The organism is Bacteroides sp. BFG-637, from assembly GCF_024793605.1.
Taxonomy (GTDB): Bacteria; Bacteroidota; Bacteroidia; order Bacteroidales; family Bacteroidaceae; genus Bacteroides; species Bacteroides vicugnae.
Window position 1 is genome coordinate 53,270 of record NZ_JANUPD010000002.1, and the last position, 24,352, is coordinate 77,621.

The 24,352-nt window shown below is 41.0% G+C and carries 21 protein-coding genes and 2 pseudogenes; 14 read left to right on the forward strand and 9 right to left on the reverse strand.

Annotation, left to right across the window (positions count from 1 at the left end; genetic code table 11):
• Positions 1-8 precede the first annotated feature (8 nt).
• The 3 genes and pseudogenes from NXX38_RS00240 to NXX38_RS00250 form a co-directional block, all read left to right on the forward strand.
• Positions 9-1,013 (forward strand): glycoside hydrolase family 3 protein, encoded by a 1,005-nt coding sequence (locus tag NXX38_RS00240; protein WP_258978268.1) that lies wholly within the window; start codon positions 9-11, stop codon positions 1,011-1,013.
• Positions 1,014-1,029: 16 nt separating this feature from the next.
• On the forward strand, positions 1,030-2,193 hold the full coding sequence (locus tag NXX38_RS00245; RefSeq protein ID WP_258978269.1) for a glycoside hydrolase family 3 C-terminal domain-containing protein: 1,164 nt from the start codon (positions 1,030-1,032) through the stop codon (positions 2,191-2,193).
• A gap of 81 nt (positions 2,194-2,274) precedes the next feature.
• Positions 2,275-2,501: pseudogene (locus NXX38_RS00250) on the forward strand (HAD family hydrolase); the annotation flags it as partial.
• A gap of 50 nt (positions 2,502-2,551) precedes the next feature.
• Here NXX38_RS00250 and NXX38_RS00255 read toward each other — a convergent pair.
• Positions 2,552-3,325: a response regulator transcription factor gene (locus NXX38_RS00255; RefSeq protein ID WP_195649149.1), complete on the reverse strand. Its 774-nt coding sequence runs from the start codon at positions 3,323-3,325 to the stop codon at positions 2,552-2,554.
• A gap of 111 nt (positions 3,326-3,436) precedes the next feature.
• Here NXX38_RS00255 and NXX38_RS00260 point away from each other — a divergent pair, with 111 nt between their 5' ends.
• Positions 3,437-4,078 (forward strand): DUF1349 domain-containing protein, encoded by a 642-nt coding sequence (locus NXX38_RS00260; protein ID WP_258981808.1) that lies wholly within the window; start codon positions 3,437-3,439, stop codon positions 4,076-4,078.
• A gap of 264 nt (positions 4,079-4,342) precedes the next feature.
• On the opposite strand, the gene NXX38_RS00265 is transcribed toward NXX38_RS00260, so the two are convergent.
• On the reverse strand, positions 4,343-5,395 hold the full coding sequence (locus NXX38_RS00265) for a winged helix DNA-binding domain-containing protein (RefSeq protein WP_258978270.1): 1,053 nt from the start codon (positions 5,393-5,395) through the stop codon (positions 4,343-4,345).
• A complete protein-coding gene (locus NXX38_RS00270) occupies positions 5,392-5,940 on the reverse strand; it encodes a WG repeat-containing protein (protein ID WP_148365233.1) in 549 nt (182 codons plus the stop codon). Before NXX38_RS00270 ends, NXX38_RS00265 begins: the two co-directional genes overlap by 4 nt.
• 186 nt (positions 5,941-6,126) lie before the next feature.
• Here NXX38_RS00270 and NXX38_RS00275 point away from each other — a divergent pair, with 186 nt between their 5' ends.
• From NXX38_RS00275 to NXX38_RS00300, 6 genes are all read left to right on the forward strand, one after another.
• Positions 6,127-7,356: a 3-phosphoshikimate 1-carboxyvinyltransferase gene (locus NXX38_RS00275; RefSeq protein ID WP_258981810.1), complete on the forward strand. Its 1,230-nt coding sequence runs from the start codon at positions 6,127-6,129 to the stop codon at positions 7,354-7,356.
• 12 nt (positions 7,357-7,368) lie between these two features.
• Positions 7,369-7,938, forward strand: coding sequence for a Crp/Fnr family transcriptional regulator (locus NXX38_RS00280; RefSeq protein ID WP_122136413.1), 570 nt, complete (start codon positions 7,369-7,371; stop codon positions 7,936-7,938).
• Between the two features lie 74 nt (positions 7,939-8,012).
• Positions 8,013-8,729, forward strand: a complete 717-nt coding sequence (locus NXX38_RS00285) for an SDR family NAD(P)-dependent oxidoreductase (protein ID WP_195649151.1) — start codon at positions 8,013-8,015, stop codon at positions 8,727-8,729.
• Positions 8,730-9,360: 631 nt separating this feature from the next.
• A complete protein-coding gene (locus NXX38_RS00290; protein WP_371826255.1) occupies positions 9,361-12,591 on the forward strand; it encodes a SusC/RagA family TonB-linked outer membrane protein in 3,231 nt (1,076 codons plus the stop codon).
• A 13-nt stretch (positions 12,592-12,604) separates the two neighbouring features.
• A complete protein-coding gene (locus NXX38_RS00295; protein ID WP_234132414.1) occupies positions 12,605-14,617 on the forward strand; it encodes a RagB/SusD family nutrient uptake outer membrane protein in 2,013 nt (670 codons plus the stop codon).
• 345 nt (positions 14,618-14,962) lie between these two features.
• Entirely contained in the window at positions 14,963-15,712 is a 750-nt protein-coding gene (locus tag NXX38_RS00300; RefSeq protein WP_234132412.1) for a GNAT family N-acetyltransferase, read from the forward strand.
• Between the two features lie 59 nt (positions 15,713-15,771).
• Here the strand turns inward: NXX38_RS00300 and NXX38_RS00305 are convergent, their stop codons facing one another.
• Positions 15,772-16,770: a M28 family metallopeptidase gene (locus NXX38_RS00305; RefSeq protein ID WP_258978273.1), complete on the reverse strand. Its 999-nt coding sequence runs from the start codon at positions 16,768-16,770 to the stop codon at positions 15,772-15,774.
• A 49-nt stretch (positions 16,771-16,819) separates the two neighbouring features.
• Positions 16,820-17,737: a leucine-rich repeat domain-containing protein gene (locus NXX38_RS00310; RefSeq protein WP_258978274.1), complete on the reverse strand. Its 918-nt coding sequence runs from the start codon at positions 17,735-17,737 to the stop codon at positions 16,820-16,822.
• 299 nt (positions 17,738-18,036) lie between these two features.
• On the opposite strand from NXX38_RS00310, the gene NXX38_RS00315 reads away from it, so the two are divergent.
• The 4 genes and pseudogenes from NXX38_RS00315 to NXX38_RS00330 all read left to right on the forward strand — a co-directional run bounded on the left by NXX38_RS00315 (position 18,037) and on the right by NXX38_RS00330 (position 20,028).
• The gene (locus NXX38_RS00315) at positions 18,037-18,462 is read left to right on the forward strand and encodes a phospholipase (protein WP_148365240.1); all 426 of its coding nucleotides are present in this window, start codon (positions 18,037-18,039) and stop codon (positions 18,460-18,462) included.
• A gap of 102 nt (positions 18,463-18,564) precedes the next feature.
• Positions 18,565-19,377, forward strand: a complete 813-nt coding sequence (locus tag NXX38_RS00320) for a metal ABC transporter permease (protein ID WP_007757858.1) — start codon at positions 18,565-18,567, stop codon at positions 19,375-19,377.
• Between the two features lie 12 nt (positions 19,378-19,389).
• Positions 19,390-19,804: pseudogene (tsaE, locus tag NXX38_RS00325) on the forward strand (tRNA (adenosine(37)-N6)-threonylcarbamoyltransferase complex ATPase subunit type 1 TsaE).
• A complete protein-coding gene (locus NXX38_RS00330) occupies positions 19,801-20,028 on the forward strand; it encodes an immunity 17 family protein (RefSeq protein ID WP_117934321.1) in 228 nt (75 codons plus the stop codon). The pseudogene tsaE and the gene NXX38_RS00330 overlap by 4 nt, the downstream one beginning before the upstream one ends.
• A gap of 54 nt (positions 20,029-20,082) precedes the next feature.
• Here NXX38_RS00330 and NXX38_RS00335 read toward each other — a convergent pair whose 3' ends face one another.
• The 4 genes from NXX38_RS00335 to NXX38_RS00350 all read right to left on the reverse strand — a co-directional run bounded on the left by NXX38_RS00335 (position 20,083) and on the right by NXX38_RS00350 (position 24,347).
• On the reverse strand, positions 20,083-21,393 hold the full coding sequence (locus NXX38_RS00335; protein WP_258978275.1) for a DUF58 domain-containing protein: 1,311 nt from the start codon (positions 21,391-21,393) through the stop codon (positions 20,083-20,085).
• Between the two features lie 82 nt (positions 21,394-21,475).
• The gene (locus tag NXX38_RS00340) at positions 21,476-22,450 is read right to left on the reverse strand and encodes a MoxR family ATPase (RefSeq protein ID WP_258978276.1); all 975 of its coding nucleotides are present in this window, start codon (positions 22,448-22,450) and stop codon (positions 21,476-21,478) included.
• Positions 22,451-22,461: 11 nt separating this feature from the next.
• Positions 22,462-23,733, reverse strand: coding sequence for a DUF4350 domain-containing protein (locus tag NXX38_RS00345; protein ID WP_258978277.1), 1,272 nt, complete (start codon positions 23,731-23,733; stop codon positions 22,462-22,464).
• A complete protein-coding gene (locus NXX38_RS00350) occupies positions 23,730-24,347 on the reverse strand; it encodes a DUF4129 domain-containing protein (RefSeq protein WP_258978278.1) in 618 nt (205 codons plus the stop codon). The genes NXX38_RS00345 and NXX38_RS00350 overlap by 4 nt, the downstream gene beginning before the upstream one ends.
• Between the last annotated feature and the right edge of the window lie 5 nt (positions 24,348-24,352).

Below are 24,352 nucleotides of genomic sequence, written 5' to 3' on the forward strand. Positions count from 1 at the left end.
GAAACAACATGAAACATATCATCATACTCCTTTTAGGAATAATCACTTCATCCTCAATCTTTGCCCAGCAAAGTTATGAGACCAAGGCAGATTCTATCATCCGGTTAATGTCATTGGATGAAAAAATAGGGCAACTTAATCAGATAACGGGATTCCAAATGGCAACCGGTCCTATCACTGATTCCGGAGATAAGCGGAAACTGATTAAAGAAGGGAAAATAGGATCTATGTTGAATGTATGCGGTGAATATGCAACTCGTTCCATGCAAGAACTCGCCATGCAATCACGACTGCATATTCCACTTCTTTTCGGACTGGATGTCATTCATGGTTACCGGACTGTATTTCCTATTCCCCTGGCCATGGCTTCCAGTTTCGACACAGAAGCCATATGGCAATCATGCCGGGTGTCAGCACGTGAATCGGTGGTTTCCGGTATTCATTGGACTTTCTCACCAATGCTTGATGTTGCTCGCGATCCTCGTTGGGGAAGAGTGATGGAGGGACCGGGAGAAGATACATACTGGGCCTGCGAAATGGGGAAAGCAATGATTAACGGTTACCAGCAACCTTTCGACGACGGACTCCAGCTAATGGCTTGCGCCAAACATTTCGCAGCTTATGGAGCAGCTATCGGAGGCAGAGATTATAACACTGTGGATATTTCTATGCAAACATTACATAATGTTTACCTTCCTCCGTTCAAAGTTGCAGCAGAGAATGGGGTGGCCAGTTTTATGTGCTCTTTTAATGAGATTAACGGTGTACCTTCCTCCGGCAATGCATACTTGTATGATCTGCTTTATAAACAATGGGGATATAAGGGGCTCGTAGTCTCCGACTGGGCTTCCATCTGGGAGATGGTAGTACACGGTTATAGCAAAGACAGGGAAATGGCAGCTATGCAAGCCATTCAGGCAGGAGTTACCATTGATATGGAAAGTAATGTCTATTCCGACCAACTGAAGAAATTAGTAGGAAACCGGGAAAGTTTCAGAAGCTACCTTAAATGAAGCAGTTCGCAAAGTCTTGGTACAAAAATATCAATTAGGTCTTTTCGATGATCCGTATCGATATTGCAACAGCCAGAAAGAAGCTGATGAAATATTAACGGATTCACACCGGAAAACAGCATACGAAATGGCTTGCAAGTCCATTATCTTACTCAAAAACAACAGTCTGCTTCCAGTGAAGATACCTCAAAAAGTAGCCGTCATCGGACCATTGGCCAATTTCCAACGGGCTATGGACGGCAACTGGACAGTAGCTGCCGAAACAGATGTTGCCGTCACCTTACTTGAAGCACTCAAAAACAAATTTCCACAAACTGAAATCACTTTTATAGAAGGTTGTTCTATCTCCGGTAATGATAGGTCAGGTTTTCCGGCTGCCATCAAGTCAGCCAAAGAGTCCGACTTGGTTATATTGGCTTTGGGAGAAAACTGGGGAATGAGTGGGGAAGCCCGTTCAAGAGGTGACATACATATTCCCGGAGTACAAGAAGAACTTGCCTGTGAAATTTATAAGGTCAATAAAAAATGCATAACCTTACTAATGGGTGGAAGACCACTAATCTTTAACCAAATAGCAGAAAAAGCACCCGCCATTCTTTATACATGGTTTCTCGGAACAGAAGCCGGTAATGCCATGGTGGATGTCATAACAGGAAAATATAATCCGTCGGCAAGAGTACCTATGTCTTTTCCCAAGCATATAGGTCAGATCCCTGTATACTATAATTATAAAAACACAGGTCGTCCGGCAGTAGACAAGGAAGGCAACTACTCAAGTCGTTACATTGATATTGACAACAAGCCACAATATCCATTCGGCTACGGCCTTTCCTATACAACTTTTGAATATGGGCAGCCTGACATCAGCATTGAGGAAAAATTTATTTCTGTCGACATACCTATTTATAATAGCGGCTTAATGGACGGACACGAACTAATCCAGATATATACCCGAAAATGGTGGGGAGAATCAACCCGTCCGGTAAAAGAGCTCAAAGCTGTTGAAAACGTGTTTTTAAAAAAAGGGGAGAAACGAACAATCCAACTCAAAATTCCTTTTGATCGACTAGCGTATTACGGTCAGTCCGGTTGGGAAAAAGCTGATGGAGATTATACAATTATGATCGGGAGAAATGCAGAAGATATTATTTTCCGAAAAAATATCAAAGTCAACTTTTAAATGATATATTGATTTTTCTTCTATCTTTGCTCTATGAGATACCCGGATATCTACAAAAATCATAAATTGACGACGAAACCGATGAAAGGACTTATTATAGTTATAGCTTTCGATGCAGACGATACCTTATGGAGCAACGAATCTTTTTTCAGGAAATAGAAAAACAATATACCAATCTACTAAAACCTTATGGCACTTCCGGAGATATTTCAGCCGCTTTATTTCAAACAGAAATGAGCAATCTGAAATATCTCGGATATGGCGCCAAAGCTTTCACCATTTCTATGGTGGAAACTGAAGTAGTAGTAGATGCATTCACACATGATCATTTAAAACAGGTGAAAAAATTGGATTACAATTACAACAGTTTCATCAATTCAGCAGCCCGACACGCCTCTATCGAATTCCCGACAGAAAGTTTTTCCAAAATATTCTGCCGGTGCCGGTTGACTGTATTCACACTGATATAAAGGGTTGTTGCAATCTCTTTACTTGATAGTCCTTTACGTATACAGCGAAGTATTTCCTTTTCACGTTCGGACAATATATTGCGATGTTCCTCCGATAAGAAAAGTATTTCCACTTCTCCACGTTCCATGTGAGTAATGGTAGGGTATATACCTTGCTCTGTCCGTTGATCTGCCGACAGGGAATAAAGACAAAAGATCAGCCATGCACTTCCCGAAGGAGTATTTTCCATAATCTGCACTAAGTTATCAATATACTGATACACTCCTTTCTCATTCATCATACGTATTCTGCATCTTCCTCGGTATTTCAGCCGTTCATCGAAAGGCATTGCAAAGGTTTTCTGAAAAAACTTATACTCCAATAACCGCTTTTCTACCAAATCTTCAGGATGAATACGCCGGTAAATACAATCTTCATCCATAGAATCAATTACACTTAACGCAGCTTCTTCGGGAGTCAACCCCAAGAAATGTGCCCACGGATGAACGGCAATATAACTCTTCCTGTTCGAAAGATCCGAAATTACAGCACACCCGCCATTTATCTCTGTCAATGAATGAATAAATCGCCGATGCTGCTCTACAACCCTATTATCCAATGTTTCATCAGTGATCGGTTGCGTTGCATAAACTTCATCTATTTCCTTTTGTAATACGTCCATTCTATAAAATGGTTATTATTCAGTATTGTTACACACGGCGGCTTGTGCTATCTTTGCACCACAAAGATAATCAAATAAGAAATAATCATGAAATATTTAAAAATCAAAATCATGTCAATAGCCTTTATAGCAGTAGCAACTTCTTCTATGGGACAAAGTTTGAATAAAATGAACTGGCTGAATGAGCCTCAACAATGGGAAATAAAAGATGGTAAAACTTTAGTGATGGACGTTCCGGCAAAAACTGACTTCTGGCGGATTTCTCATTATGGATTTACCGTAGACGACGGTCCTTTCTATTATGCCACTTACGGTGGAGAATTCGAAGCCAAAGTAAAGATAACCGGCAATTACGTAACAACTTTCGACCAAATGGGATTAATGCTGCGCATCGACCATGAAAACTGGATCAAAGCAGGTGTGGAATATGTAGATGGCAAACAGAATGTGAGTGCTGTTGTAACGCATCGGACTAGCGATTGGAGCGTAGTGCAGTTGCCGGATGCTCCCCGTTCTATATGGATAAAAGCAGTCCGCCGTTTGGATGCAGTAGAAATATTTTTCTCACGTGACGATAAAGAATATATTATGATGCGCACTTGTTGGTTGCAAGATAATTGTCCTGTCATGGTTGGGTTGATGGGAGCTTGTCCGGACGGGAAAGGCTTCACCGCTACATTCGAAGAATTTAAAGTGACTCCATTAGCCGATCAACGAAGACTGGAATGGGCCAAGAAACAAATGAATAAATAGGTACTTCACATATACCGGTTGTTGTACCCGACTAAAGCATAGCTTTAGGGAATGAAAAGCATAGCTTTAACCAGTCTAAAGCTATGCTTTTGAGAGTTAATAAGAGGTATATCCGTTCTTTCTACAGATATAGCATTTATCTGTCTCCTTCACCTTTCTTCTGAACACCTGATAAATAGAGCATTCACGGGTGGAGGGGATTAAAAACAAATACTATAATTAGTAGAGGTGAATTACAGAGAAACAGAGCATACGTTTTTCATATTATTTCCAAAATCGTATATACCTGTCCTTTTCACGGTTCAAAGCAACTTCATCGACACAATCATCCAGCCGGAACCATGAATGCTCTATGAACGAGCCTCCTTTTTTAACTGATTTATCCCAGTTTCCTATCACCTGCCCCTCATGAAGAACAATCGGATAAAACAGACCATTATTCGTAAATGCTTTTGCATAATGCTCTTTAGGCAAAACGTCTGTCCGGTCTTTATACCCAAGCAAATATTCATCATAAGAAGGAAGAAGATGTAAACTTCCGGAGACTTTTCCACGAGTCCGGCAATCTTCATGAATATACCATGTCTGTCCATTCCATTCTTCCGTAGTCAATTCTGAATCAATCAGATAGATAGCTTGCCGTGCTTCAGTAACAGGCAGTCCCGACCACCAGACAAAATCTTGTAAAACAGCGGGAGCATGACTCCGAAAATAGCTTCTGGCCAAACGAGCCAAAGATTCATCTTTTGTCAATTCAGGCATTGGCGGAACACGTTCTTCCAAAAGTGCATACGTGCATTTACTTCCTTTATCTTCTCCACTACAGACAATGCCCACCTGTTCTGCCCGCGCCATAAAGCGGGTCATACGATGATTATCCGCCACAATTCCCGAACGGCTAAAATGTTCAGCAATTTCCTGCCTTGTCAGACTCTTTTTTCCACTAAGAATCTTTTCCAGTAACCGATAGCTTTTCACATAAAGTTCTTCTGAAATATCCAGATCATGTCCTTTCGCATAAGATTCATTGGCAGCTATCACACGCTCAGCAGAAAGTTTCAACATCCATCGGATATCCTCTGCCGCTACCAGATGCCATGTCGGACGCATTACATGAGTTCGCAAAATCTCACCCTCGCGTAACGCTTTCTCCACAGTCTGAATCGTTGCCGACTTCAAACGCATTCCTACTGCCCACTTTACCATGGAATAATTCTGCGCCTGTATGGCTCCCATCCAGGACACAAGTTCCTTCGGTTGAGAGAAAAGAGGACTTAACAACTGTTGGTTTAATAAACGTATATTCGATATTTTCATTTCAATTTATTACCTTTTTTATCAATATAAAACCAATGATTGCTTTGCCACATCCAATGCTCCCCATACTTATCCAGTGTCTTTCTTTCCCCGGTATAAGTCGCTTTGGCCTTCCCGTCTTTGAAAGGAAGAGCGAAAGCAAACTGCGGTTGGATGACGACATTCCCCAATGTATCGGCAAACCCCATCAGCATTTCATCGTTTATGATACGAAAAAGCCCTTCCTCTACATAGTCCGGCCCATTATCAAAGCTAAAGGTATAAAAAAGTTTTTCTCCTTTATTGTTGATCGTTGTCCATCCGGGGGTATGAGGTTCCACTACAAAACCGATATGCCGTATGGTATCACTCCCTCCATAATGATATTTACCAAAAGGAATCACCGTATCACCTCGTTCATTCAAATAACAGACAGAAGAGCCTAATTCCGGAAATTCTGTTGACGTATAAGCGATAAGGATTGCATGATCCGACTGTTTCTGACCGTCCAAACATCCAGTCGTAAAAATACAAAACAATAAGGCATACAAGGATTTTATTTTCATGAGCTTATTATTAGTATACTGCAAATATAAAATTTCTTTCCAAACAAACCATTGTTAATAATAAAAAGAATAAGCCGGAAGAGATAGATACTACCTCAACTCCCTTACCAAGAGCCAAAACCAGTTGGAAGTCTCCGAATAAATATCTACTTTTGTACTTCATAACAAAGAATATATTTAAATATGATGCTCTATAAACTCATCCCTCCCTCAACGGTAACAGCAGCTATCCAGTTGCCGACTTCTAAAAGTATCAGTAATCGTGCATTAATCATCAATGCATTGGGTAAAGGAACGTATGCTCCTGAAAACCTGTCTGATTGTGACGATACACAGGTGATGATAAAGGCTCTCACCGAAGGGAAAGAGATGATTGATATCATGGCTGCGGGCACTGCTATGCGTTTTCTTACCGCCTATTTAAGTGTGACTCCGGGAGAACGGACCATCACAGGAACAGCACGTATGCAGCAACGTCCGATACAGATATTAGTCAATGCTCTTCGGGAGTTAGGAGCTGAAATAGAGTATACCCACAATGAAGGGTATCCTCCTCTATGTATCAAAGGGGCAGAGCTGAAAGGAAACGAAATAACACTGAAAGGAAATGTCAGTTCCCAATATATATCTGCTTTGCTGATGATAGGTCCGGTACTCAAAGACGGTTTGACGTTACATTTGAGCGGGGAGATTATTTCCCGTCCATATATTAATCTTACATTGCAACTGATGCAGGACTTTGGAGCCAAAGCCGCATGGACTTCTCCAAACTGTATTTCCGTTGCTCCACAACTCTATCAGAGCATTCCTTTCAAAGTGGAAAGTGACTGGAGCGCGGCTTCCTATTGGTATCAGATTGCTGCCTTGTCTCCCAAAGCAGAAATAGAGCTGTTAGGATTGTTCCGTAACAGCTATCAGGGTGATAGTCGGGGAGCAGAAGTTTTCTCACGCTTAGGCATAACTACCGAATTTACATCGCAGGGTGTGAAACTGAAAAAAACAGGTAAAGCGCCGGAAAGGCTGGAAGAGGATTTTGTCGATATTCCGGACTTGGCACAGACGTTTGTCGTTACTTGTGCCTTGCTGAATATTCCTTTCCGTTTCACAGGATTACAAAGTCTGAAAATAAAAGAGACTGATCGTATTGCCGCATTGCGCACAGAGCTTAAAAAGCTGGGATATGTTATTGAGGAAGAAAATGACAGCATATTAATGTGGAATGGCGAACGATGTGAACCGGAGGAAATTCCGGTGATTGACACCTACGAAGATCATCGGATGGCTATGGCATTTGCTCCGGCAGTTATCTGTCATCCTAATTTGCTTATTGCTGATCCGCAGGTCGTTACCAAATCATATCCCGGATATTGGGAGGATTTGAAGCAGGCCGGATTTCAGGTGATAAACGAAGGATAATCTTCGGACACTGTGGAAGATTTCAATAAATATACTTCCCATATCAACTACTCCCCTATTGTAGATTTCGTATTGCAACAGGGAAAGCAAACCTATTATAAAAAAGGAGAATACTTTTCCCGTCAAGGAGAAGTATGTAAAACAATGGGATTCGTCAGTTCAGGTTCTTTCCGGTACTGTTGTACTAACAGTGCAGGCGAAAACAGCATCGTAGGATATACTTTCGATCACTCTTTTGTTGGCAACTATCCGGCTTTCCAGCTACAGGATAAATCCAATGTAGATATACAGGCTTTATGTGACTGCTCGGTATACGTAATCAATTACCAGCAAATGACGGAATTCTACGATACCAACGACGCTCACCAAAAGTTGGGACGCCGCATTGCAGAAACTTTGCTATGGGAGGTCTACGATCGGATGATATCAATGTACAGCTTGACGCCGGAGGAACGCTATCTCGAAATTATCAACCGTTGTCCCGACTTACTGAAACTGATTACTTTAAAAGAACTGGCTTCTTACCTTTTGATCCGTCCCGAAACATTAAGCCGCATCCGAAGAAAAGTCGTACAAAAGTAAATTCTTGATTTCAGTCAAGAGTTTATTTATTCCCTACCCCTACTTTTGCGGACAAATAAAGTATACGGTATTTCATGAAAAAAATTATAATTATAGGTGCAACCTCCGGCATCGGCCGTGGATTGGCAGAAATTTATTCTCAAGAAGATTTCCTTATCGGCATTACCGGTCGTAGAGAAAATCTATTGAAAGAGGTATGCGCCCGTGACGAAGACAAACTATTCTATCAAGTGTGTGACATCACCGACACACAATCCACTATTTCATCCCTTGAGACACTCGTTCAAAAAATGGGTGGAATGGATATACTGATTATCTGTGCCGGTACCGGAGAACTAAACCCTAAACTATCCTACCAACTGGAAGAGCCCACTTTACTAACCAACGTGATAGGATTCACCAACATTGTAGACTGGGGATTCCGATATTTCGAACGGCAAAAAAGCGGGCATCTGGTTACTATCTCCTCCGTTGGAGGTACTCGGGGCAGTGGTATTGCCCCTGCCTACAATGCATCGAAAGCCTATCAAATCAATTATATGGAAGGGCTACGGCAGAAAGCGACCAAATCTCACCATCCTATTTATACGACCGATATTCGTCCCGGATTTGTAGACACTGCCATGGCAAAAGGAGAAGGATTGTTCTGGGTTACTCCTGTTGACAAGGCTGTGAGACAAATAAAAAAGGCTATTTCTAAAAAAAAAAAAGTAGCTTTCATCTCTAAAAGATGGAAATATGTGACTATTCTATTTCGTCTTTTGCCATCTGCTATTTATTGCCGGATGTAATGATAGATACTCCACAGCCAACACATATTTGTCTAAGTAAATCTTTTAAAAAGATATCTCCCCCAAGTGTTTAATACATATATTGGTATCTACCAAATTCTGGTTATGTATGTAAGACTGTACAGGAGTCATATTAATAATAGTAGCTAACTCACAAATAAACAGCTCTCTTACAATTAGAGGACACTTTTAAGATTCAGTAATCAATGATGAAAAAATAAGTTCTTTCAGAACTAGGATGGTTTATAAAATTAGAATTAACAGCACAAATATATAATATATTTTAATTTATATCGTTCTTTTTCGAAAATAATATCAAATTCTCGTGCATTTTCTCTTTGCAATCACACGATAAGTTGCATTTCACCTTAATATTTAGGTGAAATGATTTGTTTATTTTCACCATTCTCATTATTTCATCTAACACAAACAGGTACGAAATAGAAATAGAACAGGTAGAAAACAAGTAGAAAAGATTGATTAACAGAAAGCTCCTTTTTTGAATTTAAGGCTTTGAATCCAACGTTTTATGCACGTAATAAGTTCTGAAAGAACTTATTAAAAAGTAATTCTGGATTCTAGGAGAAACTTTAAATTCAATGCTATGTTTAAACAATTAAAGTCAGTCAGTATGTTGTTGTTTCTACTGATAATGTCAGTAGAAACTGCTTATCCGGAGACTGTTAGCACCTTAAAAGTTTCCGTTGTACAACAGAGTAGTATTTGTAAAGGTGTAGTAAAAGATGCAGCAGGTGAAACCATCATCGGTGCATCCGTTGTAGTTAAAGGTACGACAAACGGCACAATCACCGGAATTAACGGCGATTTCTCTTTAAGTGATGTAAAAACCGGAGACATTATTGTAGTCTCTTTTGTTGGTTATCAGACTCAAGAAATTAAATTTGCAGGACAATCATTGAATGTCATCCTTAAAGACAATACACAAACGTTGGACGAAGTAGTTGTAGTTGCTTTCGGTACACAAAAGAAAGTGAATGTGACAGGAGCTGTATCTACCGTAGGAGCAAAAGAAATTTCGGCACGTCCCGTCAACTCTACCATAGAAGCTTTGCAAGGTATGGTTCCGGGTATGAATATCTCTACCGGCGATGGTGGTGGTTCTCTAGGTTCTGATAAAAAATTCAATATTCGTGGTGTCGGAACAATTGGCGCTGGCTCAAAAGTAGAGCCATTGGTACTCATTGACGGTATGGAGGGAGATATGAACGCTATCAATCCACAAGATATTGAGAATATTTCCGTACTAAAAGATGCAGCTGCTTCCTCCATTTATGGTTCTCGTGCACCAGGTGGAGTAATCCTAATTACGACCAAGAAAGGTAAATCGGGAAAAACAGTGGTTAACTATAATAACAACTTCCGTTTTGTATCACCCTTGAATATGCCGGAAATGGCAGATTCATACAATTTTGCTTTGGCAATTAATGATCAGTTAACCAATGGAGGACAAACTCCGATGTATAGCGCCGTCAAACTTCAACAAATTCAGGATTTCCAGGCAGGAAAAGGTACACAGTATATGTGGCCGACTGATGCAGGAAGATGGAACTCATTCGACGACCCGCAACGTAAGGATGTAATGCCGGCCGGCAACACAGACTGGCTAAAAACGTTATTCGGCAACAGTTTCACTCACGAACATTCATTGAGCGTAAACGGCGGTACAGATAAAATACAATATTATCTTTCAGCCAATTATCTCGATCAGGGTGGTCTGTTGAAGTTTGGTAATGACAACAAACAACGGTATGCTTTTACAGCAAAAATCAATGCCAACCTGACCAAGTGGTTAAAGATTAGTTACAGTATGCGCTTTAACCGTACGGATTATGAATCTCCTTCATTTGCCGGAGGTGACATCAAGAGTAATGTATTCTATTTCGATGTATGCCGTTACTGGCCTGTCATTCCGGTAGTAGATCCAAACGGATTCTATACTGTTGAATCCAAGATTTACCAATTAACAGAAGGAGGTCGATATAAATCACAAAACGACGTGACAGCGCATCAACTTGCTTTAATCATGGAACCCGTCAAAGACTGGAAAATCAACATCGAATTGAACTACCGTTCCAATTATAATTTCAACCATACCGATTATCAAACCGTTTATGGTTATGATGTAAGTAAAAATCCCTACATCATTGCTAATCAAACTTCCAGTGTAACAGAATATGCTTATAAGAGTAATTTCTTTAATCCGAATATCTTTACCGAATACAACAAATCATTAGAAAGCGGACACAACTTTAAAGTGATGCTGGGTTTTCAGAGCGAACTATTCAAACAACGTGACATTACCGCCTCCCAGGACGGCATCATGTCGGAAGTGGCTACCTTGAACACCACACAAACAAATGCACTAAACAGAGGAGGGTATGCCGAATGGGCAACAGCCGGTTTCTTCGGACGTGTAAATTACGACTATAAAGGACGTTATCTGGCAGAAATTAATATGCGGTACGACGGCACCTCACGTTTCCTCCGAGACAACCGCTGGAATTTGTTCCCATCATTCTCCTTAGGGTGGAACATTGCCCGTGAAGCATTCTTTGAAGATCTGACCGATTTAATCAGCACATTCAAGATTCGTGGTTCATGGGGTGAACTAGGCAACCAAAATACAGATAATTGGTATCCATTCTATCGAACAATCGATATTAACAAAGACCAATGGGGTAATTATGCATTAGGCAGTTGGCTGGTAAATGGCACAAAACCGAATATATCCAAAGAATCCGCTCTGGTATCTTCTTTGCTAACGTGGGAAAAGACACAAACATTAGATTTAGGTTTAGACTTATCTATGCTCAACAATCGTTTGAATGTAACATTCGACTACTTCCAACGTAAATCCAAGAACATGGTAGGCCCCGCCCCTGAACTACCCAACCTCTTAGGTATTGCAGTTCCAAAAGTAAACAACCTCGATATGACTTCTAAAGGTTGGGAAATACAAGTGAACTGGCGCGACCAGATACGTGACTTTAAGTATGGAGTTACCTTATCTTTGTCAGACAATCAAGTCGTTATTGATAAATATCCCAACCCGTCAAACACAATTTTAGATAAAGACAATAATAATACGTATTATGCAGGCGCTCATGTAGGTGATATATGGGGATTCCAAACTATCGGCATCGCAAAGACCGATCAAGAGATGAAAGATCATTTAGCCAGTATGCCCAATGGTGCACAAGATGTACTCGGTTCCGGATGGGGAGCAGGTGACATCATGTATGCAGATTTGAATGGTGATGGTCAGATCAGCAGAGGCAACAAAACGCTGACCGATCATGGTGATTTGAAGAAAATAGGCAACAGCACACCGCGTTATAACTTTGGTTTGAATCTGGATGCCGCCTGGAAAGGGGTCGACCTAAAATTATTCTTCCAGGGAACGATGAAACGCGATTATATGCCGGGAAGTGGTTCAACAATGTTTTGGGGAGCAGTAGGTTACTGGCAGACTAACTTCTTCAAACCTCATTTGGACTATTTCCGTGGAGAAGATACAACCAATCCGCTAGGAGCTAATTTGGGCGGATATTATCCGCGTCCTCTTGAAAATGACAGAAACCGTAATCCACAGACCCGATATTTGCAAAATGCGGCTTACTGCCGTTTGAAAAATGTTACCATAGGTTATACATTACCGAAATCATTGACAGAAAAATTCTGCGTAAACAATCTGCGTTTCTTTGTTTCAGCAGAGAATCTATTTACTATCACCAGTCTGGCCGATACGTTTGACCCCGAAACTGTCGGCATCGGTAACTGGGACGGATGTACCTATCCACTATCCAAGACTATATCATTCGGTTTAAGTGCAACATTTTAAAAGATAAACGATTATGAAAAAACATATCAAACTTTTGACAATAGGGACATTGCTATTAACCGGACTGACCGGTTGTAATGATTTTCTCGACAGGGAACCACTGGATAAAGTAATTCCCGAAAAATATTTTGCATCTGAGAGTGATCTGGCTGCATACACTATCAATGCTTACCCATTTGAAACAGTGACTGATGCGTATGGCATTAATTTCTTCGGCAAAGATAATGATACCGATAATCAAGCCAGTGATGGCTCACCAGCATTCTGGATACCCGGCCAAAAGAAAGTACCGTCAGGCGAAGGCGAATGGGACTGGAGCAAAATACGAGCTTGCAATTATTTCTTTGACAACACTTTGCCAAAATTCGAAGCAGGTATCATTACCGGCAATCAAGATAACGTGAAACATTACATCGGAGAAATGTATGTGATTCGGGCATATAATTATTATAAATTACTGGTTTCTTTGGGAGATTTACCTATCATCACTACTGCTTTGCCCGACATAGAAGAAACTTTGGTGGAATCCAGCAAGCGCCAACCACGTAATAAGGTGGCACGCTTCATTCTGGACGATTTGCAAAAAGCAACAGAATTATTGCTTGACAAAGGTCCCGGTGGAAAGAATCGCATCAGCAAAAACGTAGCCCACTTGCTACGTGCACGCGTTGCTCTCTTCGAAGCAACTTGGGAAAAGTATCACAAAGGAACCGCTTTCGTACCCGGTGGAAAAGGATGGCCGGGTAATCCCGCAGATATAAGCGGTTTTAATATTGATACAGAAGTAGCTTATTTTCTTGATGAAGCAATGAAATCATCAAAAGTAGTAGGCGACTATATCGTCGGAAAACTGGCAGATAATACCGATACCCCCGAAGGTATGAATACCAGTCTGGTTTCCATCAATCCTTATTACACCATGTTCTGCGATGAAAACATGGAAGGATATGATGAAATATTAATGTGGAAACAATTCAAGGAAGGATTAGTAACCAGTAATTTGCAAATGGAGCTGGAGCGCAATGGCGGTGGTTCCGGATGGACTCGTGGCATGATCAATTCTTTCCTGATGCGCAATGGTCTTCCTATCTATGCAGCTGGTTCCGGTTATGATTACGAGTGGGAAAAAGAAGGAGTAAACTCTACTTTGCAGAATCGCGATTCACGCATTGTTATCTTTACCAAAAAGCCGGGCGATGCCAACACCGAAAACGAAGGTGACGTGAATTATTACGGAAATGACGGAGCTCCCAGCTATTGCTCAATCCGTTTCATTTATGGTGATAAAGGAAGTTTGGCAACAACCGGATTTATCATCAAAAAAGGCAAGCACTATTCAAGCCACATGGCAAATGATCACAATGCAGGAACGTCAGGTGGGATTGTTTTCCGTGCAGCAGAAGCGATGCTAATTTATATGGAAGCCTCATACGAGAAAAATGGTAGAATTGACGGAACAGCCGATGGATATTGGAAAGCTTTACGCCGACGCGCCAAAGTGGACGAAGACTATAATAAAACAATCGCTGCAACACAAATGAGTGAAGAGGCTAAAGGCGATTTCGGTGCTTATTCTCATGGACAATTAATAGATGCAACATTATATAATATCCGCCGTGAACGCCGCAACGAACTTTGTGCAGAAGCTTTGCGTTGGGAAGATTTGAAACGTTGGCGTGCATGCGACCAGTTGGTGTCCAAACCTTACCGTATAGAAGGTATGCTATACTGGGGAAGCAAATATGAAACACAACTGGCAGATTTATGCAAAGTAGACCCGGCAGAAGGTAATATGTCCTCGCCAGATTTAAGCAAATATATTCTTCCTTACGAAAAAATCACGAAGAATAATCTGATTGCCGGGCAGAATGGTTTCCTCTTCACACCGGCTCATTATCTGGATCCGATAGGTATGGCTGTATTTCGTCAGACAGCCTCGGATAAGAACGACTTCACAAGTTCAGTCGTTTATCAGAATCCGGGCTGGAAAATTGAAGGCGATACCGGCGCACAGCCTGTAGAATAATAAAAAGATAAAAGAACAAGCTCATTGAATTTACAAATATATCGACCTTACTATTATATACCTGTTATCTTTTTATTTTTTTCAGCTTCATTGTCTCACTTTAGATTAGGTAGAACTGCGGTCAATCGAATCCTAAGTAAGGCAATGAAGTTTTACATTAGGATGGCTCCCTGCCCCTTCACCGGATATACGAAATCATCCTTTGTGATTTCTAGGCTCTTCCAACAGAGATAATCCGCATAAATTCACTACATTTGTACTTAATTGTTTGTCAACCGTGCCAATTGAATATTACAATTACCACACTAGCCGATTGATAATATCTAACTTGAAACGAAGGTGCATATGAATACTGATTTCGTAAACTTAACAGCAGAAAATCTTTCCAATGAGCATTTATGCTGCATTATCCGCAGCAGGAAATCTCATCCGGGCATTGAAGCAAAACGACAATGGCTTTCCGACCGGCTGAAGGAAGGCCATGTTTTTAGAAAGTTAAATGCAAAAGCCACGGTCTTTATTGAATATGCTCCTCTTGAAAAAGCCTGGATTCCGATAATGGGAGACAACTACTATTACCTCTATTGTTTGTGGGTTTTAGGTAATCCCAGAGGAAATGGATATGGAAGTTCGTTGATGGAGTACTGTATAACTGATGCTAAAGAAAAAGGTAAATCCGGCATTTGTATGCTTGGAGCAAGAAAACAGAAGAATTGGCTTTCAGACCAATCATTTGCAAAGAAGTTCGGCTTTGAGGTGGTTGACACTACCGATAATGGATATGAATTGCTTGCCCTTTCTTTTGATGGGACAACCCCGAAATTCACTCCAAATGCTAAAAGGCTAAAAATAGAAAGCGAAGAACTGACTGTTTATTATGATATGCAATGCCCTTATATCTATCAATACATTGAGATGATTAAACAGTATTGCGAAACAAATAATGTTCCTGTTTCTTTCATTCAAGTGGACACATTAGAAAAAGCAAAGCAATTGCCTTGTGTTTTCAACAACTTCGCCCTGTTCTATAAAGGAGTTTTTGAAACTGTGAATCTGCCAAATATCGACTACTTGAAAAGAATACTCAAAAAATAAGAAGTACAATCCTGACACATTTTCCCGTTCATTATCAGGATTGTATTTTATCTGTTTCCTTAAAATGACTTCTCATTCGCCATCTTCCACATATTGAGAAAAGATGCTTTGGTAATTTCCACTATTTTATCCCAATTCAATCGATCTGCATGATCGGAAGGCTGGTGATAGTCAGGATGCCCGTCGGTATGATACCAGATGATCGGAATATTGACTTTGGCAAACGAACCGTTATCACTTCCTCCTATCGGATGATCCCAGGCGCGATAATCCGGTTCCAACTGTAAGCCGTGTTTTTTGATATCCTCTTTCAGCCAATCACCAAAAGCCGGATGAGCGGCTGTATAGAAATAGACAACATGTTTAGGCTGTTGAGGTTTGTTATTACGTCCAATCATGTCAAAGTTCAGATACCCTTTTATTTGAGACAAGAAAGGACAAGCTTGTACAAAATATTTAGAGCCTAACAATCCTTTTTCTTCTCCATCCCAAAAGGCAAAGATTACATTCCTTTCGGGTTGCTGTCCACTGGCAAGAAAGGCTCTCGCTATCTGCAACACTGCCGATACACCGGAAGCATTATCATCAGCACCATTGTATATTTGATCGCCGTCGAGTGCAGGATCGATGCCTAAATGATCGAAATGAGCCCCTACAATCACATATTCTTTCGTGTTTTTACCAGGAATCATTCCCAATACATTCCTCATAGAGAGCTTCTGATGGACTTCCTGTTTCAGTTTAGCTATGGAATCAGGATGTACTTCCAGGCGCCCTTTTTTCTGGCGTTCTTTGCGATAAGCATCAAAAGGCTGGAAATAACTGTCAGCCAAAGGTGGGATTCCCATCCATTGCAATAAAGAGGCAATATACTCCGAGGTCACACGTGAACCGTGAAAACCTGCCTCACGACCTTGCAACTCATCGCCTGCCAAAAAGTTGATAGTAGCCTCGGCGGAGGAACGATTGATCGTATTTAACCCTCTCTCAATAGAAGATTGGGCAAAAGTAATGTTTCCAACAAACAGGAATGCTAATAGTAAATAATTTCTCTTCATTATACTTCAAATATCTTAAGTCGTTTTTCATTTATTGATAAGGCAAAGTTCAATTCACCCGCCAATGTTTATTCTGTAATATAGTCTCATCACAATCTGCCGCTCCCGGATTATTCTTGTACATAATCACACATTTATCATAATAAGCGGGATACCCTGTAACATCTGGCAAAGTATTAAAGATATTATTAAGTTGATCTTTATCCAATTTGTTATATCGGCAATCAAGTTTTCTCAAATTATTATTCATTGGGATAGACAAACTCTTTAATTGATTATTATAACAATCCAAATACCACAGTTTTTTATTACCAGATGTATCAAGGTCTGTCAATTTGTTAGAGCTACAATATAATTCAGTCAATGACATTAACTTGTTCAAAAAGTCCAGTTTCCGAAATACACATCCTTCAATATGCAATACACTAATCATATTATCATCATCTATTTCCAAAGCCGACAACTGCGGTGTACCGGTTAACTCTACCGTATGTAATGCTGGTAACTTTTTCAATGAAAGTGAAGTTATTCCATTATCTATACAATACAACGAGGTCAAAAATTCACAATGCCCCAATTTTATGGAAGTCAATTTCGGATTAGTGTATACCTGTACCGTTTTCAGATTCAGACACTCATCAAAATGTAATTCTTCCAAACCCTCCCAATTTCCAATATTCATATATTCCAAATTAGGGCAGGAAGCATTCAAATCTAAGAAACTGCTTTCTTTTATACTATTTAATTCAATCCTCTTCATCCTGGGAAAATCCCCCAAATGCATATTACTTACCGGCATCAACACACCACTAACACTGAAAGCTGTCAATTCCTCTGCCCAAACCCTTACCGTGAAACTCCTTGAAGGCTTATATCTGTATTGAATCGAAGCATTATCGGGATGTTCGATTTTTTGTAATCGTCCATCACCCCATTCGATAGCAATTCGTCCACCACCTGCATTCATTTCCTATCACCTTCCATTCACCGCTAGCATCTACCGTGAATTGAATAGTATTTGCATCTGTCAATTCAGGAATCTCGAAGTCGTCCCCAAACACACTTTAGTCTTCACTGGAACAGGAAGAGAATCCTAATAACAAGCATACTCCTATCAAGCTAAATAACAGTTTCTTTTGTTTCATCATGTATGAACTTTAGGTTAGTAAGATACAAAAGTAAGAAAAGAAATAGATAGCCTAACATGATAGAATGCAAATTTATAAGTAACTTTGCACAAATTTGATTTGTAACTGTTATATTGTCATGTGGATACTTATTATAAGTCTGGTACTGCTGGGTGTTATCGCGCTGATAGCCGGAATCATCCGCAACAAAAGACTACAAAAGAAAATAGAGAAAGGCGAACTGGACCGTATGCCGGAAGTGAAGGAAGTAGATGTGGAATGCTGCGGCCAACATGAAGTATGCGAACGGGATAGTTTGTTGGCTGCTGTCAGTAAAAAGATAGAATATTACGATGATGAAGAGCTGGACCAGTTCATTGGCAGACCTGGAAATGCATATACGGAAGAAGAGACAGATATGTTTCGGGATGTACTGTATACAACATTGGATGTAGAAGTGGCCGGATGGGTGCGTAGTCTTCAACTCCGTGGCATCGAACTGCCGGATGATCTCAAAGACGAGGTCTTTCTAATTATCGGAGAAAGAAGAAACGGAGAAAGTTGAGAGGTAATAGGTAATAGGTGATAAATGATAGGTGAGAGATGATGGCCTGTTGTTATCATCTAATCACGGTCTTTAATTTTTAATCTTTAATTTTTAATTTACTTGGATTTACTACAATATACATTCTTTCAACACGCCTTGTTGGGTAGTCTGCTGGCAAGCATTGCCTGTGGGATTATCGGTACCTACATCGTTACCCGCCGCCTGGTATTTATCAGTGGAGGAATCACTCATGCTTCTTTCGGAGGAATCGGGTTAGGATTGTTTGCCGGCATTTCCCCGATACTCTCGGCAGCTGTATTCTCGGTTTTATCAGCCTTCGGTGTGGAGTGGCTCAGCAGACGGAAAGATATGCGCGAGGACTCTGCCATTGCAGTATTCTGGACATTGGGAATGGCACTCGGAATCATGTTCAGCTTTTTGTCACCCGGATTTGCACCAGACTTATCAGCTTATCTTTTCGGGAATATCCTGACCATCAATCAAATTGACTTATGGATGCTCGGCATATTGGCACTCATACTGACCGGATTCTTTTATCTGTTTATCCGTCCTATTGTATATATTGCCTTTGACCGTGAATTTGCACGTTCGCAGAAGATTCCGGTAGAGATATTCGAATACGTGTTGATGATGTTCATCGCATTGACTATTGTAGCCTGCCTGCGGATGGTAGGTATTGTGTTAGCCATATCTCTTCTCACCATTCCACAAATGACGGCCAACCTCTTCACTTATAGTTTCAAGAAAATCATCTGGTTGTCCATCGGTATCGGTTTCTTGGGATGCTTGGGCGGATTATTTATTTCTTATCATTGGAAAGTCCCCTCGGGAGCTTCCATCATATTCTTCTCTATCCTGATTTATGCTGTCTGCAAAATCGGAAAGAGTTGTTGCAGGAAAAAGTCATCATAATAGATATAGTATATGGAAATCAAAATTCAATCACTGGAAAGGATCCATGGAAGCAGCCCGGGAATTCATCGCTGCTATGGGCGACAACACTGTATTTGCTTTATACGGAAAGATGGGTGCCGGTAAAACCACATTTGTGAAAGCACTCTGCGAAGAATTGGGTGTAGCCGATGTTATCAGTTCTCCGACTTTTGCTATTGTCAACGAATACCGTTCGGACGAAACCGGGGAGTTAATCTATCACTTCGATTTTTACCGCATCAAGAAACTAAGTGAAGTGTACGACATGGGATACGAAGATTATTTCTACAGTGGTGCTCTCTGCTTTATCGAATGGCCGGAACTGGTGGAGGAATTACTACCGGGTGACGCCGTAAAAGTAACAATTGAAGAATTGGAAGACGGAAGTAGAGTGATTAAACTATGACCGGGCAATATATCGTACAAGGAATCTTTGCGCTGGCAGGAACTGTCTCCCTGCTGGCGTCATTGCTTAACTGGGACTGGTTCTTCACAACACGTAATGCGCAAACCATTGTCAGAAACGTAGGACGCAACCGGGCACGACTCTTCTATGGGATATTAGGGATTATCATTATCGGCATGGCTATATTCTTTTTTGTGGAAACACGAAAAGCCATAGGATTATAAGTTCTATGGAATAATAAAGAAGAATAAAAAGTCTGACTATTATTGATATTCATATTACAATAGTTGCCGTGACTTCATCTCCAGATACTTATTAATCACATCAATTGAAAGGTTATCCGGTGTGGTTAATAAGGAATAGATTCCATGTTGTTTCAAAGTAGATACAATCAGCCGCTTTTCGTAAGCAAACTTTTCTGCGATCACGTGACGATAGTAACTTTCCGTATCTTTTGCGGGTTGAGCTATATATTCTTTCAGATCGACATCTTCGAAAAAGACTACAAGCAAGCGATGCTGGCGGTTTAATTGTTTCAAATAAGATAATTGACGGTTCATACCTCCTATACTCGAAAAGTTTGTGTATAGTACTAACAAGCTACGTTTGCTGACATGCTTGTTCAAATGGACACAAAGAGCCGAGAAATCCGTCTCTCCGAAAGTGGTCTGCTGACTATAAAGATTCTCTAGCAAGGTTTGCATATATCCCGGTTGCTTAGAAGCAGGAACAAAAGAATCGAAATGCTCATCAAAGGTCACTAAGCCGGCTTTATCTTCTTTCCGCATGGCAACATACGATAATACCAGCGAAGCATTAATCGCATAATCCAACAGAGTCATCCCTCGGAAGGCTTGCTGCATCACTCGACCTTTATCTATCACATTATAAATCTGTTGGGAACGTTCGTCCTGATATACATTCACCATAAGTCCATGTCGGCGGGCGCTTGCTTTCCAATTAATCGTGCGGTAATCATCACCTTTTACATACTCTTTGATCTGCTCAAACTCCGTATGATGTCCTACCCGGCGAATACGCTTTATTCCCAATTCAGTCAGATTATCACTTATTGCCAACAATTCATATTGATGGAGCATCAAATAGGACGGGTACACTTTAATATCCAGAGGTTCCGCACAAGTATAACGTCGGGATATAAAGCCGATTTTTCCGGTCACAAAAACTCTGATATGACCGAAAGAGTAAACACCACGATGAGTAGGGCGAAGATGATAGGTAACTGTTTTTCCCTCGTTTGCTCCAAGCTTCACCTGAAAGTCAACATCACGTTTCTGAAAGATAAAAGGAATCTCATCTATGATCTCTAAAGATACAGGATGCGAATAACTACTTTCCACCCGAATACTCACTTCATTTTCGTCACCATTGGAGAAGCGGTCGGCACACTGACGGAAAGCGCGGATTCCACGAATGCGATAAAGAGAATATGCATCTGCCAGTACCACCAGAAGCAGGACAAAAAGAGTCCACTGCCCGATGACAAAGAACGGAGCAAAGACGTATCCGCTACCCAATAACAGGATAACTACGACAAGGGCAATATAGAAACGACGAGTTAAAAACAACTGATTAACTGATTAATTAGAAATTAAAGATTAAAGACTGTGGTTAGATTGTAGCAATAAACTATCAACTATCATTTATCAACTATTTCGGAACTTCCACTTTATCAATCAAACGTTGTGTCACTTTCACCGGAGAATAACCTTCCATTTCAGCTTCCGCAGTCAGGATCAGGCGGTGCTGAAGTACATAGGGAGCTACAAACTTAATATCTTCCGGCGTCACAAAATCACGTCCCTGCAAAAGGGCATAAGCTTTCGACGATTGCAGCATAGCTACAGATGCACGTGGAGAGGCTCCCAAATATACGGCTTTACTGGTACGGGTCTGCTGCACAATCAATGCGATGTATTGAAGCAACGTTCGATCTACAAACACCTGATTCATGAAAGCACGGAGCGACAGCACTTCTTCTTTGGTAATGGCGGGAGTGATATCATCCAACTTCACCAATGCAGCATTAGTATGATGACGTTCCAGAATGTTCACTTCTTCCTCTAATGAGGGATAATCCATTGTTATCTTCATCAGGAAACGGTCGAGCTGTGCTTCGGGAAGTTTGTATGTTCCCTCCTGCTCTACCGGATTCTGGGTAGCCAGAATCGTATAAAGCTCTCCCATCCGGTGAGTGGTTCCGTCAATACTGATCTGGCGCTCTTCCATTACCTCGAACAAGGCGGCCTGTGTCTTGGCAGGAGCACGGTTGATTTCATCCACCAATACAATATCTGCAAAAATCGGTCCCTGATGAAAATCAAAGCCATTGGTCTTCATATTAAACACAGTCGTACCTAACACATCACTCGGCATTAAGTCCGGAGTAAACTGGATACGACTGAAATCGGCATCAATCAGACGGGCAGTCAAACGAGCCAACAGTGTCTTAGCAACACCCGGAACACCTTCTATCAATATGTGTCCATTCGCCAGAATAGCCGTCAGTACCAAATCGACAGTCTGCTCCTGTCCTACTATGACGCAAGCAATCCGGTCTTTCAACTCTTGTATCTTCTCGGAAAAGAGAGTTAAATCTACTCGCTGTTCTGTATTCTCTTCCATAAATTTCTTCTTTAGATATGATTGATTATTTCATTCATTTTATCAATATACACTTTCATCTGATCCGCATCAATCGTACGTCCTCCGTAAATCACCGGACGTACTTCGCGGATCAGTTTCGCAATCTCTTGTATATCCATTCCTGTTTTCCGGGCAATTCTGTTGAAAGAGCGTTCATCATCTTCCACTTCTTCAATATCTACCTGAATCTCCCTCCGAAGTTCTTCGGCCAAATAGGAAAACTTCTTTCGGACCAGATCCGCATGATCTTTCTTTTGAAAGTAAAGTGTACCTATCAGTTCGGTAAATTCAAGAGATTTATTGGCCGGTTCCTGAATAACAGGGATAGCCCGTTGCCGTCTCTTCGCAGTAAATATCATGAAGAGTATGATGGTAATCATTGTCAGATATAAAGCCCAACGAAGCGGCTGGTGTGCCAGAAGATAGCGGAAAGGAGATTGCTGCACCTGTGCCGTCTCCTTCATGTATCCCTCTGTACGAACTATGGGCAGTTTTCCCATCTGTGACAACAGACGGAAAATATAGGTTGCATTCTTGCCATCCAATATACCGTAATTGGTGAAAATCAACGGAGTGGAAACTAAAATGACCTCTCCTTTACCCCACTGACGGGACATCGCTACAGGCATATAAGTAACACTATCCGTGACCAGTGAGTCCGCCTCGGTTTCGTATTTAAATTCATTCGACTCAAGGACTTTTTGTGCCAGCACCCTTTCAGGAAGCGAATCTCCCCCAAAATAAGAAGAGCACAACTGGGGATAAAAATAAAAGGTCTGACGGGGATAAACCGCCGAATCTCCCACCCAACACAGACTGTCTTTTAATAAGAATGAAGTTGCATATTTCTTCAAAGCCATCGGACTGAAATAAGAATAATAAGACCTGAAACTCAAAGTATCTTCCAGATATCTGCCAAACAAGGTACTCACCAGCATGATCTTATCTCCACGTTCCGCCATTTTCAACAGAGCGTTTACATCAACATCCGACAATCTCAAATTATCAGAGATTACCAATACCCCTCTGCGCTGCGTCGTATCTTCCTGCTCCAACTGATAGAGACTTTTTTTCGAAAAGGTGTAGCCCTGTGGCAAAGAAGAAGACAACAGACTATCGAATATCGCGCATCCGAAAGGTTGCTCATCATAATGTCCGAAAGTGGGCTTCCATACAAAGTTCTTCGGCAAATGATATTCTATTGCAAACATGATAAATAGAAAGGCGGCAATAAAGATAATGAACCAGCGGCTTCCTTTCATGAGACGCCTCCTTTCTTTATTTCTCCCTGTAGAGACTGCATGGTCAGGAAGAGTTCTTCCGTCGCCTCAAAGTTACCATAACGCACCCGCAAGAAATGATTGGTCAGTTGCCGGAATGCCGACATCCGTACTTCATTAATATATTGGGTAGGTGTTTTATAAAGTTGCCAGTCAATACGTTCTGCGTCACTAAGTTGTTTCAAAGTTTGCAAATAAAGCAAACGTACCGCTTCCCGGTAATCCTGACGGGAAAGTGCCTCTGCAATACCTCCCGGAAAATCCACACCGTAAATTGTATCCTCTTCAATCGTATAAGGCAATGCATTCTTACGAGAGACCATAAACAATTCGGGACGTTTCCGATAGAGGAACCAAACAATCAACAGCAAAATAAGAATCGCAATACATATCAGTATAAGCCCTGAATACTCTTCAGCAAAACGACTGCCAAATATTTTACGCATCAATTCCCCAAACTGCCTGCTGATCCACTCAAAGACATTCATCTCCGGAGTAATCAATTCACGGTTATAGTTGTATGCCGGATCAGACTGCCAAAGGGCAATCTGCACCGTATCACAGACTAATGTATCAGCCGGGGAAGTGAGATTCATTTAGT

Bases quoted from the DNA above. Each gene is read 5' to 3' on its own strand.
- NXX38_RS00240 (WP_258978268.1), top strand. From the start codon at position 9: ATGAAACATATCATCATACTCCTTTTAGGAATAATCACTTCATCCTCA.
- NXX38_RS00255 (WP_195649149.1), bottom strand. From the start codon at position 3,325: ATGGACGTATTACAAAAGGAAATAGATGAAGTTTATGCAACGCAACCG.
- NXX38_RS00260 (WP_258981808.1), top strand. From the start codon at position 3,437: ATGTCAATAGCCTTTATAGCAGTAGCAACTTCTTCTATGGGACAAAGT.
- NXX38_RS00265 (WP_258978270.1), bottom strand. From the start codon at position 5,395: ATGAAAATATCGAATATACGTTTATTAAACCAACAGTTGTTAAGTCCT.
- NXX38_RS00270 (WP_148365233.1), bottom strand. From the start codon at position 5,940: ATGAAAATAAAATCCTTGTATGCCTTATTGTTTTGTATTTTTACGACT.
- NXX38_RS00275 (WP_258981810.1), top strand. From the start codon at position 6,127: ATGCTCTATAAACTCATCCCTCCCTCAACGGTAACAGCAGCTATCCAG.
- NXX38_RS00285 (WP_195649151.1), top strand. From the start codon at position 8,013: ATGAAAAAAATTATAATTATAGGTGCAACCTCCGGCATCGGCCGTGGA.
- NXX38_RS00290 (WP_371826255.1), top strand. From the start codon at position 9,361: ATGTTGTTGTTTCTACTGATAATGTCAGTAGAAACTGCTTATCCGGAG.
- NXX38_RS00295 (WP_234132414.1), top strand. From the start codon at position 12,605: ATGAAAAAACATATCAAACTTTTGACAATAGGGACATTGCTATTAACC.
- NXX38_RS00300 (WP_234132412.1), top strand. From the start codon at position 14,963: ATGAATACTGATTTCGTAAACTTAACAGCAGAAAATCTTTCCAATGAG.
- NXX38_RS00305 (WP_258978273.1), bottom strand. From the start codon at position 16,770: ATGAAGAGAAATTATTTACTATTAGCATTCCTGTTTGTTGGAAACATT.
- NXX38_RS00310 (WP_258978274.1), bottom strand. From the start codon at position 17,737: ATGAATGCAGGTGGTGGACGAATTGCTATCGAATGGGGTGATGGACGA.
- NXX38_RS00315 (WP_148365240.1), top strand. From the start codon at position 18,037: ATGTGGATACTTATTATAAGTCTGGTACTGCTGGGTGTTATCGCGCTG.
- NXX38_RS00330 (WP_117934321.1), top strand. From the start codon at position 19,801: ATGACCGGGCAATATATCGTACAAGGAATCTTTGCGCTGGCAGGAACT.
- NXX38_RS00340 (WP_258978276.1), bottom strand. From the start codon at position 22,450: ATGGAAGAGAATACAGAACAGCGAGTAGATTTAACTCTCTTTTCCGAG.
- NXX38_RS00345 (WP_258978277.1), bottom strand. From the start codon at position 23,733: ATGAAAGGAAGCCGCTGGTTCATTATCTTTATTGCCGCCTTTCTATTT.
- NXX38_RS00350 (WP_258978278.1), bottom strand. From the start codon at position 24,347: ATGAATCTCACTTCCCCGGCTGATACATTAGTCTGTGATACGGTGCAG.